The sequence below is a fragment of the Pseudobutyrivibrio sp. LB2011 genome (genome assembly GCF_000701765.1).
Taxonomy (GTDB): Bacteria; Bacillota; Clostridia; order Lachnospirales; family Lachnospiraceae; genus Pseudobutyrivibrio; species Pseudobutyrivibrio ruminis.
Map to the genome: position 1 here is coordinate 341,674 of NZ_JNJS01000002.1, position 13,232 is coordinate 354,905.

Sequence of the window (13,232 nt, forward strand, 5' to 3'; positions counted from 1 at the left end):
GTATTTTAAACACTTATAGGGCAGTGACAATCCACTGCCCTTATTAAATGATATTTTAGGAGGTAGTGTTGTGGAAAAGAAAATTGACGTTGTGGCATTGGGAGAACTCCTTATAGATATGACTAACAACGGAGTATCAGAAAATAATAATGACTTGTTTGAGGCAAATCCAGGAGGGGCACCATGTAATGTACTTGCTATGCTTAAAAGATTTGGCCACGAAGTTAATTTTATTGGTAAGGTAGGAGATGACATTTTTGGTAGAAAGCTGAAAGCTACACTTGAGGAAGTTGGCATTGGTACAGAAAATCTTTTAATGGATAAGGATGTTCGTACTACACTTGCTTTTGTAGAGACTTTCCCAGATGGAGATAGAGATTTCTCATTCTACAGAAATCCAGGAGCAGATATGATGCTCAGAAAGGATGAGGTAGATACAGAGCTTATCAAGAATACAAAGGTTTTCCATTTTGGAACACTTTCTATGACTCATGAATTGCCAAGAGAGGCTACAATTTTTGCTCTTGAAGAGGCTAAGAAAAATGGTGCTATCATCACATTTGATCCAAACCTAAGAGAACCCCTTTGGAACAGCTTGGATGAGGCAAAAGAGCAGATTTTATGTGGCATGAAATACGCTGATTATCTTAAAATATCAGACAATGAAATCCAGTGGCTTACTGGAGAACAGGATTATACAGCAGGTGTGCACAAAATCAGAGAGCAGTTCAATATCCCGCTTATAACTGTTTCTTTGGGCAAGGAAGGAAGCCGTGCATACTATCAGCCAGAGGGCAAGGATGAAATCATCGTGGAGGTTGATTCATTCTTATCACCAGAAACAATCGAAACAACTGGTGCAGGTGATACATTCTGCGGATGTATAATTCACTATTTATTGGAGTATGGTATATACGAATTAGATGAAAATAAATTAAAGGAAATGCTTACAGTGGCAAACGCTGCAGCATCTCTGATTACAAGAGTTAAAGGCGCACTTAGGGTAATGCCTTCATTAGATAAGGTTAATGAATTGGCTAAATCAAGGTGAGATAATGACTTACAAAATTGTGTTCTGTGATGTGGATGGCACATTGCTTAATAAAGAACATAGATTATTGGATAGTACCTTAAAGTCCATAAAAGCTTTACAGGAAAAAAATCTGCCATTTGTTATTGTTACTGCCAGAGGACCTTCTGGTATTTATCCAATATTTAAAAGATACAAGTTTGTATGCCCCATGGTTTGTTTTAGTGGAGGCCTTATCATTGATTACAATGGGCAGGTGCTTTACTCAAACGGATTTACAAAGGGCACAGCAAAAAAGCTTATAAACTTCATAGAAAAAGAGAATCTTGACTGTACATGGAATATCTATTCTATGGACAATTGGATCGTTAAAGACCGTGCTGACGAAAGAGTTGCAAGGGAAGAATCTATAGTTGAGGCACAGGCATCAGAAGGCGATGTTGATAGCTTGCCAGAAGGTGCAGAGATAGGAAAAATCCTGTGTATGTGCAACCCCGCTCATACTGTAGAAATTGAAAATAGACTAAAAAAAGAATTCCCATGCCTATCTATAGTTCGTTCGTCAGATATTCTTATTGAAATTATGAATAAAAACATTTCTAAGGGAGAAAGTATTGAATTTCTCTGCAAGAAATGGGATATTGATATTAAGGAGACGGTAGCATTCGGAGATCATTTCAATGACATTGAAATGCTTGAAAAGGTGGGGAAACCTTTCTTGATGGAGAATGCACCACAGGAGCTAAAAGAGCGGATTGGAAATGTTACTTTTAGCAATAATGCTGATGGGATATATCATGGTTTGAAGCAAATAGGACTAGTTGATTAATCGACTAGAAAGGGGGATTTTGCATGGGACGATACGAACTTGATTCAGCTGAAAACAAAGCCTTTGTCAGAGAGATGAGGAATAGTCTGTTGTCATTTGGACACAGATTTCCTTCTCCTGGCGGAGGCTCTTATTATTTAGGGGATGACGGAACTCCTTGGAAGGACCGTCCAAGGGAAACTTGGATCACAAGTAGAATGTGCCATGTCTATAGTCTGGGAGCAATGCTTGGCCATGAAGGAAGCGAAGCACTTGCTGATGCAGCACTAAAGGGACTGACAGGGGAATTGCACGATGATGAGCATAAAGGCTGGTATGCAGGCTTGACTGCTGATGGAGAGGTACTTCCTAACAAGCAGTGCTACGCTCATGGTTTTGTAATACTTGCAGCCAGCAGTGCACTTCTGGCAAAGCGTCCTGGTGCAAAGGAACTCCTTGAAGATGCATTAGCTGTTTACGATGAATTCTTTTGGGATGAGGAGTTGGGACTTTCTGCAGATACCTGGAACACAGAATTTACAGTCTGCGATGATTACAGAGGAATCAATGCAAACATGCACACTGTAGAAGCTTTCCTTGCAGCAGCGGATGCATTAAAGAATGAAAACTATCGCGTTCGCGCAGGAAGAATTATCAATCATGTTGTGAATTGGGCAAGGGAAAACAACTGGAGAATCCCTGAACATTTTACAAGTGATTGGAAGCCTGATTTGCAGTGCAATAAAGATAAGCCAGATGATCAATTCAAGCCATATGGCGCTACTCCAGGCCACGGAATTGAATGGGCCAGACTTATCATGCAATGGGCAGTTTCTACATATGGTAAATACGATAATGAAAATGCAAAAGATTATATCGTAATTGCGGAGAAATTATACAACAGAGCAGTGGAGGATGGCTGGAATGCAGACGGCGAACCTGGCATTTGCTACACCACCGATTGGGACGGCAAGCCTGTAGTTCACGATAGAATGCACTGGACCCTTGCAGAAGCAATAAATACATCTGCAGTTTTATACCGCGTCACAGGGAATGAAAAATACAAAGAAGATTACGCTGCTTTCATGGAATACTTAGATGAAAAGGTATACGACCAGGCCACAGGCTCATGGTTCCACCAGCTCGATGAACACAACAATGTAATCGGAACAGTCTGGCCAGGTAAATCCGACATTTACCACGCTTTGCAAGCCACCATGATTCCATACAATGACTTGGTGGGCGTGTCCATTGCCAGTGCTGTAGCTAGGGGCAATAGCTAGAGGCTAGAGGTTTGAGGTTGTGGCTGCGGCTATGGGCTATGGCTAAGATTGGGGATATTTGAATTGGTTGACTACTGCCTAGATTCAGAAAAAGAATTTAGGCAGTAGTTTTTTGTGAGGGGGAGTGGGGATACTACTGCCTGAGAGCAGAAAATGAAACTAGGCAGTAGAGATTGCTGGGATTACTACTGCCTGAGAGCAGAAAATGAAACTAGGCAGTAGAGATTGCTGGGATTACTACTGCCTGAGAGCAGAAAATGAAACTAGGCAGTAGTGATTACTGTGACTACTACTGCCTGAGAGCTAAAAATGAAATTAGGCAGTAGAGATTGCTGTGACTACTACTGCCTGAGAGCTAAAAATGAAATTAGGCAGTAGTGATTGTTGGGACTACTACTGCCTGAGAGCAGAAAATGAATCTAGGCAGTAGTGATTGCTGAGCCTACTACTGCCTGAGAGCAGAAAATGAAACTAGGCAGTAGTGTTGACTGGAATTTTTACTATCTGAGAGATAGAAATAAATCTAGATAGTAATGATGGAGTAGATTTTTACTATCTGTAAATAGAATTTGATTACAGGTAGTAAGAAACAGGAGAAATCTTACTAACGCCTTGTGGTTTATCATTTTATTAGGAAAATTCAGTGGTAGGGAATAATATAACGATTAAAGATGTTAATATTTGCCACGCTAATAGTCTTTGAGTTATGCCAAAGTGGCGAAATATCTGTGAAAAAGGGATGTTACAGTTGTGAAATTGTGGTGGGAATAAAGCCCAATGGGCTGCCTCCAATACCACGAATTGGTTCAATAGTTATTTGCAAATAATTTGATAGTCTAGCAAATCATATGTTTATTTACAATCGAACATCATAATATTCCAGATAAAACTTCCAATAGAGATTCGGCAAACTTTTTATGCCCATCAATTGAAAAATGAACTCCGTCGTAACCCATCTCTATATTCCATTTTCCAGCATCGATAGCATTTATGTTATGCTCCTTTGCTAGTTTCATATAGCCTGCATTAAGTCGTAAGCTGCAGTCATGGTATAGTTCCATTTCAGAATCTGATGCGCTTATGTATGGTGGGGCAATCAGGATAAATCTAGCAAGGCTGTTTTGATTCACATAATCAAGAATGTCACCCAATCTCTGCAGTGTAGCTTCTACATCTGGATGATTTGTAAGTAGAATATCATTGGTGCCAAGCATCATCACAAAGACATCTTCTTTAGTTAGATTTTGAATGGTTGTTGTGAAATAGCCGTAGCCTAACTCAGGCAACATTCGGCCATTCATTCCTTCCTCAATGACTTTATAGTTATCTTTTAGGGCTTCTTTTATATGAGTAGTCCAGCGAACTTCTGTAGGATATCTACCGCCCAAGAAGCCTCTTGGATCATAGCCATATGTATTTGAATCTCCGAACAGAATTAGTTTTTTCATAGAGTTAACCTCATTTGATACCAGGTAACGTTGCCGTGAACTGATTCACTTATGCCTTCGTTTATAGATTGAGAATAGCCATTATTTTCAAAGTTTGCAAGACTATTATCTATAGTTTTCTTACTTGGTTACATATAACACATACTGGAAAAATTGCATGTAGAGTCATTTAAAAAGTCGTGCTAATATATCAAAGCTAATTTTTAGAAATAGAGGTAAAAGTTTTTGATTATAGAGTACGACGTAGATGTAATAAGAAATGAAGACGCGGAGGATGAGGAGTATTTCTTTGAAGCAGAAGCTTCCAGTTTAGATGAATTAATATCATTTAGCAGGACTATCAATATTAATGATCCAGATGAGGCGGGGATTGGGGTTTACAAAGATAATGCTTCAGGAAAATATATAGTTCCATTTGTTGCAGATGGTCCGGGGTCTCCGTTAAACTTCGGAGAATTTCTCGATGTAAAGTCAGTTGATGAGAAGTACTGGAACATACACGAGGGAAGAAGTTATATAACAAATTTAGGAATGCTTGCGATGATGTCGGTTATTGCGTAAAAGTTAATTTCAATCAAACATAAACATCGAAGCTGCTGCTTTTCCATACAGTAGACACTTTATTCATGCTACTGTTGTCTACATTGACCTTTTCAATTGTAGAACATTTTGGATTTGCAGCAGCTTTTTGATATGCTGACATAAATGAGGTGCCTGTGGTTATTTTTGAGCCATAGGCATCTTTTAATAAATAGATATTTGAAACATCCATAATTTAAATCCTTTGGTGCGATTGCTAAATACCGTGGGATATTATGGATTCTTTGTCTGAAAGGCATATGCGAGTAAAGTGAAGACGAGCTGAATATTGGATGATTAATGGCTGAGAAAAACAGTAATAATCCCCACCGAAAAATCTCACTTCAATTAAAATAAAACACTTTAAAAACTAAATACATAAGTCTAATATGAGAAGGTAAATATAGTTATTATTGGGAGGTTATATTATGCAAAAATGGTCCAGATTACTATATCAGCCTTCTCTTCCTTTATATGGAGATAGAAGAGTTACAGGCTGCGATGAACATATTGCATTGTCAAGAAAAGCTGCGGAAGAGGGAATGGTTCTGTTAGAAAATGATGGAATTCTTCCTCTGAAAAAGGAGCAGCCATTGGCATTGTTTGGTAAAGCCAGTGTTGATTATGTAAAAGGTGGCGGTGGCTCAGGTGATGTATATTGTAAATACGTACATAGTCTTTATGATGGCTTGAAGGCTAACGGCGTATCAGTGTACGAGCCATTAATAGATTTCTATAGAGATGATTTGAAAAAGCAGTACGAAAATGGCCGTGTGCCAGGCATGACTGCTGAGCCAAAGGTTTCGGCTGATTTGGTAAAGGGGGCTACCGCATTTACGGATACAGCTGTTATTTTGATTAATCGCTTTTCGGGTGAAGGCTGGGACAGAAGTGACGTAGAATGCAACAATGAGTGCAATCCTTGGGAAACGGAAACAAGCATGCCAAAGATTGCGGGAGAGATTTTCCCTGATGGTGATTTTTATCTTACTAAGGAGGAAAAGGAGCTTGTTGTCACAGTTAAAAAGAACTTTAAAAAGGTAATTGCAGTACTTAATATTGGCGGAGTAATTGACCTTCGCTGGCTCAAAGAGGATGGAATAAATGCAGCACTTTACATGGGACAGGGCGGCATGGAAGGCGGCGATGCAGCAGCCAAAGTTCTCCTTGGTATGGTAAATCCATCAGGCCGTCTTGTAGATACATTTGCTGGTGAGCTTGAGGATTATCCTTCTACAGCAGGCTTCCATGAGTCATTTGATTATGTAAATTACAACGAAGATATTTATGTAGGATATAGATATTTCCTTACAATTCCAGAAGCAGATAAAAAGATTATTTATCCGTTTGGATACGGATTGAGCTACACCAGCTTTGAAAGCGACATTGTTTCAATGTCACTTTGTGATGACACATTTTATTTCACAGTAAAGGTTACAAACACAGGAGACAAGCCTGGCAAAAATGTAGTTCAGCTTTACTATAGTGCGCCACAGGGCAAGCTTTTCAAGCCAGCCAGAGAGCTTGGAGATTTCGCAAAAACAAAGTGCTTAGAGCCAGGAGAGAGCCAGATTATTTCTCTTTCTGTAAGCAAATATCAGATGTCTTCATTTGATGATTTAGGCAAGGTTAGAGATGCAAGCTATGTACTTGAAAAAGGTGAGTACAGATTCTGCCTTGGCAATAATTCAATGGATGTGGCAAAGGTAGATTTGGTTTGGAACAACGAGGAAGATGAGGTTATACAGGAGTTTTCTCACAAGCTTGCACCAGTTGAGTTAAAAGAAAGAATGCTTTCTGATGGTTCTTATGAGGCACTTCCTCAGGGCCAGCATAAGGATATCAACGAAAGTGTTATTACAAAGATGGAGCCTGGTACAGAGGAAGGCCTTACACCAGTTGTACGTAGCAGAGATAGCTACTGTCTGATTACTCCATTTAAAAAGGGAGCACATACTCTTTCAGAAGTTGCTGAGGGCAAAATCACTTTAGATGAATTTGTCGAGCAGCTTTCCCTAGAAGATTTAATGAATCTAGTAGGCGGTCAGCCTAACACAGGTGTGGCAAACACATTTGGATTTGGCAATCTTCCAGAATATGGCGTGCCTAGCGCAATGACAGCAGATGGCCCAGCCGGTGTTAGAATTGCACCAGAGACAGGAATCCTCACTACAGCGTTCCCATGCTCTACACTTTTAGCATGCACTTGGAACGAGCATCTTCTTGCAAAGGTAGGAAAAGCAGGAGGCGAGGAGCTTAAAGAAAACAACCTGGCTGTATGGCTTACACCTGCAATCAACATTCACCGCAGTCCACTTTGCGGTAGAAATTTTGAGTATTATTCTGAAGACCCAATTGTTGCAGGACGTCTTGCAGCAGCCTTGGTAAATGGTATTCAAAGCAACAATGTTGGTGCATCGGTTAAGCATTTTGCATGTAACAACAAGGAGACAAACAGAAAACACAGTGATTCACGAGTTTCAGAAAGAGCTCTTAGAGAGATTTATCTCAAAGCCTTTGAAATCGTTGTAAAGACTGCAAAGCCATACACAATCATGAGCGCATACAACGCAATCAACGGTGAGAGAGCATCTGAAAGTCATGATTTGCTTACAGGAATCCTTCGTGATGAGTGGGGATTTGAAGGCATGGTTACATCTGACTGGTGGACAAGAGGCGAGCATTACAAAGAGTCAAATGCAGGCAACGACCTTAAAATGGGAAATGGCTACACAGACCGCTTAAAGGCCGCTGATGAAAAGGGCGCTCTTGACCATGAACAGTTAAAGCTCAATGCAAAACGCATACTTAATACTATTTTGAAATTCGATTAATAAGACTTAATAAAAAAGGACACCTAGATAAAAAAGGTGTCCGTTTTTTGTGTCATCCTTTTATGTAGTGGCAGCCTATGAAAATGGAAATGGCCCAAAGCACGTTAACTTATAGTGACGTAAATTTTTGTGTAGTATTATTCAGTTGCTCGGTTACTTCATTGTTTCGGTCCATAGCGCTAAAAATAGCCTTGATGCCGGAAACGATTTCTGTTGAATTTGCGGCACTCATTGAGATTGCCTGTGAGCTTTCCTGAACAGAATTAGTGATGGTATCAACAGATTCCACCATGGCCATCATGATTTCATTCAGACTGTCTGCTTTTTCGGTGAATTCAGTTAGCATTTCATTCATGACTTCGGCAGTATGACCGTATTTTTCACCAGTATCAACGAACTCGTCGTAATCATTGATTACTGTTCCATTGATGAAATCAAGCACTTCCTTGGCATTAGAAGCCAATGTGTTTACTGCGGCTGTAACCTCAGTTGCAATATTCTGAATGGTTGCAGCAGTCTGAGTAGAGTTTGCTGCTAGCTTGCTAATCTCATCTGCAACTACGGCAAAGCCTTTTCCGGCTTCACCAGCTCTAGCTGCCTCAATAGAGGCATTTAAAGCAAGCAGATTAGTTTGACTTGCGATATCCAAAATATCATTAGTTAAATCACTGATTTGACTGACCTTTTCTGAATCCTTAACGGAGTTTTCAAGAGTAGTTGACAGAGCAGCCATTTTTTCTCCAACATCAGCTTTTTTGGTGTTGACTTTAATTTGGAGCTCATCAGCCTCTGCTTTGATTTCGTTCGCAGTACCAGAACCCTCCTCAGCCTGGGTTGTGATTCTTTCAGCTGCTTGCTTTACATCGTCAACTCGTTCATTTATTGATTCAAGAATACCAACCACAGATTCCATATTAGCAGAGAGTTCTTCTAAGGCAGCAGACGAATTCGTTACATTATCATCTGCAAGTCGTAGTTGTGAATTGACTTCCTCGGAGCTTTCAGTAAGTACTGTGGTTCCGTCTTTTACGTCCTTCATGATGCCCTGCAGGGTTTCGATGAAGTGATTAATACCGTTTTTGATGTATAAAAGTTCTGACTTTGTCTTTGTATGAATTCTTGCAGTAAGATCTCCTTCACCTTTTTGAATATTAGTAATAATCTGATTAACTTCGTTGCTTATATCCTTGATTTTAACCACAATACTTCTATAACTAATCAGGAAGTTTAATATGATTAAAAATACAATGATGGCAGCGCCAATTAGGGCGACTATTCTGCCCTGTGCAAGGAGTTTGTTCATGCTTTCCTTGGTGGCTACAGCATTATCCTGGATAGCCTGATCCAAAACTACAGTAGAATGAATCATTGCTACCTTTTGAAGTTCGGCTTTATCAAAAAGCATAGCGTAAGCATTTTCTTGATCTCCAGCGTCGCATTTTTCGATGGCTTTATCAATGTATCCACACATACGCTCATATTGTGCGGCGATTTCCTCCAGTTGAGCAGCGGCATCTTCATTATTGTAGGTAGAGAAATCGTTTGTTAAATCAGCAATGTCATCACTTACAGCCTGTTTAGCAATGTCGATTTGAGGCAAAATCGTATCCATAGTTTCCTGAGAACCAGAAGCAACATAACCTATACACTGATCGTACAAAGTCATTACGTCAGTTTTTAAATTGGCTTCATGTTCCGTTAATGTCATCATGGAGTCGAACATTTCAATACTATTTGAAGTGGAGGTTTGCATAGCCATCATAATCATCCCTAGAACAAGTATGAAAGCTACAAGCATTGCAATATTCAGAGATAATATTTGTACAACTATAGAATTGAAGCCTGAAATTTTTACATCTGTATTAGTAGTCTTATTTTTCACTATTATCTCCCCCTTTCTATTGTTTTGCATACCATGTTTCCAAAGTATTATTTATATCTGTCATGAAAGTATTGGCATCATCTTCGCCTGCAGCAAATCGGTAGAAGCAATAACATAAACCGCCTTCATTGCTTCCAACGCCAGAAGGTAAATCCATCCAATGCCAACTAGAAGTTTTGCCTTCAGATAAATAAGCAGATAAAACAGGGGCGAATGGATCGTCAGCTATGTACTGACAATCTGTGAATGGACTTACGAAGCCTGCCTGCTCTACTAAAATTTTCTGACCGGCGTCCTCTGAACACCATTGAAGAAAGGCTTTTGCAGCTTCAGTTTGACCCTCTTTTGGAATCGCCCACCAAGAAGGAGAAGATGTAAGGATTGTATCGATACCATCTTCAAAAGCGTATGGAGCCATGCCTACTTCAAAACTTCCTGCAGCTTTATATGCATCACTAGCAGCAAGGGATGCTCCAATCCAAGAGCCTTGAGTGATAAAAGCGTATTTGCCAGCAGCAAAACCTGCTACTTGAGAATCATAATCACCACTCAAAAGCATGTCAGGATTTGAATATTGATAGATTAAACTCATCATAGCTGCATAGTTTGAAAATCTGGTTGCATCAACAGCATGATTATTATTTATGCCATCTATATAAGTTGTATCATCGCGAGACAAGCCTGAATCGATATACACACCAAATAAATGATTTCCAGAAGACCATCCTAAATTTACAGGTTCAACGCAACAATCAACAACACCATCTAGTCCAAGAGCTTCTTTGTTTGCATCAACAGCTTCAAATGCGGCGCGCATTGAATCAAGATTTGTGATTGATGCAGGATCAACTCCACATTTATTTAGAATATCGGCATTATAGGCTAGTCCTATGGCTTCTGTTGTATATGGAAAACCTATGGTTCCATAGTTCTTGTCTACATAAGCTCCAGATGTTCTGCTAGCCCATTCCTCATCACTTAAGTCTAAAAGTAAACCTTCCCAGTTTGAAAAACCGGATGCTTCACAGGCGATGATATCAGGCATTTGATTTGATAGATATAATCCTTTAATCATAGCCTGTGCATCAACACCAGGACCAACATCAAGTACTTCGACATGGACACCCGTTTCTGCTTCGTAGGTTTGAGCCAAAGTTTTTATCTGATCAGTTACTTCTGTTTTGATGTTTAGTAAAGTGATTTCACTTGCACCTTCATCAATATCACTAGTGGTGGATGTAGTTTCTGCTTGTTTTGTACATGCTGACAGGAACACAGCCAAAGCTAGAACCATACATCCCAGTATCGAATTTAGCTTCTTCATTATTGCAACCCTCCATAATGAAATTTGTCTATTATGTTTGATTGTATAACGAATGAATTAAAATTCTGTGAATAGTAGCGGATTTTTGGTATAAAAAAAGCAGGTCTTATTGACCTGCTTTAATACTAGTTTTTCAAACTGTCATATTCTATCGATACGAGGCTGTCGCCGTCGAATACGAAGACGAGAGTCATTGTGTCGGTTGTGTATTTCATTGAGCCGGTAGCTTCTTCGGTTGGGTCTCCGTAGGCTGCGATGATGTCGTCGCGAGAGCTTGAAAGGTCGATGCCTTCAGCTGTGGCTACGTTGTCTGTGCGAAGGAGTACGTAGAGGATTAAGTCTGTGTCTCCATCTGGGTATGTCTGGATTTCGAAGTCGTTGTATGTGTAGAGCTTTCCGATGCCTTCGGCAGCGCAGCTTGGTGATTCGAAGTATGAGTTTGGTTCGCCAAGTGCTTCAACGATAGGTGCTGCATCGGCGTCTACAGGGATTGTTGTGCCGTTGTATGAAAATACGTAGCCGCTGTTTGTAGATGCTTCTGTAGTAGATGCTGTGTTGCTTGATTCGATGACTTTTGTGTCGCTAGAGCCTCCGCATGCAACAAGTGAAAGTGCAGTAGTTGCGATTAACGCAAATGCGATAATTTTGTTTTTCATTTTGTTAGTTCTCCTTTATGTAAATTCATTGTTTGCTATTGGATAGTTGGATACTTGCTAGGGTCATAATTGTGTGTGTTATGATGTGCGTTTGAGTATTCCCATAGGTCGGCGTCGTGCCAGTAGAATATCTTTGTGCCATCTAGCTGAAGGTTTGGATCGTAGTGGTACCAGCCTTCGCCGATGTCAATTAACAACCAGTAGTGTCCTCGTGTATCACGAATCTTTTCGATTTCCATATTTTTAATGCCAAGTCTGTTGAGCATGACTTCGGCAGTTTTTTGCTTGACAGTGCAATCGCCTATGCGGTTGTGCATTCCTTTGTAGGCTGCTGAGTAGAGGTCGTCAATGCCGGCTGTTTCAGAGTACTGGATATTGTCTACAACCCAGTCGAAGACGGCCTTTGCCTGCTCCTTCTGTGTCATTTCATCAGTAATGATTTCAGCAAGAATGGCATCGGCCATTGCATTAACGTTTTCTTCTGTGGCTTCGGCAATTTTTGCTGAGACTATTTTTACAGTTGTAGTTTCTGTGGTTGTGTTACCGGCAGAATCTGTAGCTGTGTATGTCAAATTGTAAGTGCCACGCTTATCTACATTGACCTCTGAGCTGTCAACTTCAAGGGTAGGATTTGGGTCCAAATCATCTGTCACTTCTACGTTCTTTTTATAAGAAACTGTATCGCCCTGGGTGATTTCAATTGGTTCTACGCCTGTAATAACTGGTGGTGTGGAATCTTTTCTAACAGTACAAGGGATAGTTGCAGTGGTTTGATTGCCAGATGCATCAGTTACTACTATTGTGGCATCGAATGAGCCCTCTGTTGTAAAGTCATATGATTCGGCAAAATCAATGGTGCAGTTGCTCACATCGTTTACAGATTCAACTAAATCAGCGGCTGTTGGAATATCTGCTGTGGTGTACATATCGATAGAGTCAGATGAAAGAGTAACAGTAGGCGCTGTGGTATCCTGCACATGCAAGGTGGAGGTAAAGGAGCGTTCTCTTCCTCTTGAATTCGTACATATGATAGTAAGCTCATAATCACCTGGTACATTAGGATCAAAAACAGAATCATCTGAAAACCTGGCGGAAGTGGTTGGATCCTTTAGAAATTCTGTTACATCGCAATCTGAGGTACCGGCTTCAACATATACTTCGGAATATACAAGGTCCGAGTGGTTTGTAACGTATATTCCAAGGATGATAGCGGTAGTAACAAATAGAATTGCAGGTGTTAGAATAAAAATAATAAATATTTTCTTTTTCATAATCATTCTACCTATAAATATATATTTAATTAAAAAAATTATAGTTCATTTTCCCTTAAAAACAAAGCATTCGTAAAAGAAAATGCTGGTTATAAATAAAATTGATAGCTAGCTATT

General features: G+C 39.9%; 11 protein-coding genes. 5 read left to right on the plus strand and 6 right to left on the minus strand.

From position 1 onward, the window contains the following. Window positions 1–70 precede the first annotated feature (70 nt). From T375_RS05075 to T375_RS05085, 3 genes are read left to right on the plus strand one after another with little or no spacing between them, the layout of a single operon-like run. Window positions 71–1,051: a carbohydrate kinase family protein gene (locus T375_RS05075; RefSeq protein ID WP_044935785.1), complete on the plus strand. Its 981-nt coding sequence runs from the start codon at window positions 71–73 to the stop codon at window positions 1,049–1,051. A gap of 4 nt (window positions 1,052–1,055) precedes the next feature. Next, a complete protein-coding gene (locus tag T375_RS05080; protein ID WP_044935787.1) occupies window positions 1,056–1,859 on the plus strand; it encodes a Cof-type HAD-IIB family hydrolase in 804 nt (267 codons plus the stop codon). 23 nt (window positions 1,860–1,882) lie between these two features. Then, a complete protein-coding gene (locus T375_RS05085; RefSeq protein WP_044935789.1) occupies window positions 1,883–3,121 on the plus strand; it encodes an AGE family epimerase/isomerase in 1,239 nt (412 codons plus the stop codon). 869 nt (window positions 3,122–3,990) lie between these two features. On the opposite strand, the gene T375_RS13145 is transcribed toward T375_RS05085, so the two are convergent. Further along, complete coding sequence (locus tag T375_RS13145) at window positions 3,991–4,569, minus strand: GDSL-type esterase/lipase family protein (protein ID WP_049960301.1); 579 nt, start codon at window positions 4,567–4,569, stop codon at window positions 3,991–3,993. A 225-nt stretch (window positions 4,570–4,794) separates the two neighbouring features. On the opposite strand from T375_RS13145, the gene T375_RS05095 reads away from it, so the two are divergent. Continuing rightward, complete coding sequence (locus tag T375_RS05095) at window positions 4,795–5,130, plus strand: hypothetical protein (protein WP_044935791.1); 336 nt, start codon at window positions 4,795–4,797, stop codon at window positions 5,128–5,130. A 13-nt stretch (window positions 5,131–5,143) separates the two neighbouring features. On the opposite strand, the gene T375_RS05100 is transcribed toward T375_RS05095, so the two are convergent. Then, a complete protein-coding gene (locus T375_RS05100; RefSeq protein WP_044935794.1) occupies window positions 5,144–5,341 on the minus strand; it encodes a hypothetical protein in 198 nt (65 codons plus the stop codon). Between the two features lie 235 nt (window positions 5,342–5,576). Here T375_RS05100 and T375_RS05105 point away from each other — a divergent pair, with 235 nt between their 5' ends. After that, complete coding sequence (locus tag T375_RS05105) at window positions 5,577–7,982, plus strand: glycoside hydrolase family 3 protein (RefSeq protein ID WP_044935796.1); 2,406 nt, start codon at window positions 5,577–5,579, stop codon at window positions 7,980–7,982. A 109-nt stretch (window positions 7,983–8,091) separates the two neighbouring features. On the opposite strand, the gene T375_RS05110 is transcribed toward T375_RS05105, so the two are convergent. From T375_RS05110 to T375_RS05125, 4 genes are all read right to left on the minus strand, one after another. Further along, window positions 8,092–9,864, minus strand: coding sequence for a methyl-accepting chemotaxis protein (locus tag T375_RS05110; RefSeq protein WP_197019838.1), 1,773 nt, complete (start codon window positions 9,862–9,864; stop codon window positions 8,092–8,094). A gap of 16 nt (window positions 9,865–9,880) precedes the next feature. Continuing rightward, window positions 9,881–11,188 carry an ABC transporter substrate-binding protein gene (locus T375_RS05115; protein WP_044935800.1) on the minus strand — a complete coding sequence of 436 codons (1,308 nt, stop codon included), beginning with the start codon at window positions 11,186–11,188 and terminating at the stop codon, window positions 9,881–9,883. 125 nt (window positions 11,189–11,313) lie between these two features. Beyond that, window positions 11,314–11,844: a hypothetical protein gene (locus T375_RS05120; protein WP_049960302.1), complete on the minus strand. Its 531-nt coding sequence runs from the start codon at window positions 11,842–11,844 to the stop codon at window positions 11,314–11,316. A gap of 35 nt (window positions 11,845–11,879) precedes the next feature. Further along, on the minus strand, window positions 11,880–13,115 hold the full coding sequence (locus T375_RS05125; RefSeq protein WP_044935802.1) for an immunoglobulin-like domain-containing protein: 1,236 nt from the start codon (window positions 13,113–13,115) through the stop codon (window positions 11,880–11,882). Between the last annotated feature and the right edge of the window lie 117 nt (window positions 13,116–13,232).

Coding starts and splice junctions, on each gene's coding strand:
- T375_RS05120 (WP_049960302.1), bottom strand. CDS start 11,844: ATGAAAAACAAAATTATCGCATTTGCGTTAATCGCAACTACTGCACTT.
- T375_RS05115 (WP_044935800.1), bottom strand. CDS start 11,188: ATGAAGAAGCTAAATTCGATACTGGGATGTATGGTTCTAGCTTTGGCT.
- T375_RS05125 (WP_044935802.1), bottom strand. CDS start 13,115: ATGAAAAAGAAAATATTTATTATTTTTATTCTAACACCTGCAATTCTA.
- T375_RS05080 (WP_044935787.1), top strand. CDS start 1,056: ATGACTTACAAAATTGTGTTCTGTGATGTGGATGGCACATTGCTTAAT.
- T375_RS05085 (WP_044935789.1), top strand. CDS start 1,883: ATGGGACGATACGAACTTGATTCAGCTGAAAACAAAGCCTTTGTCAGA.
- T375_RS05105 (WP_044935796.1), top strand. CDS start 5,577: ATGCAAAAATGGTCCAGATTACTATATCAGCCTTCTCTTCCTTTATAT.
- T375_RS13145 (WP_049960301.1), bottom strand. CDS start 4,569: ATGAAAAAACTAATTCTGTTCGGAGATTCAAATACATATGGCTATGAT.
- T375_RS05100 (WP_044935794.1), bottom strand. CDS start 5,341: ATGGATGTTTCAAATATCTATTTATTAAAAGATGCCTATGGCTCAAAA.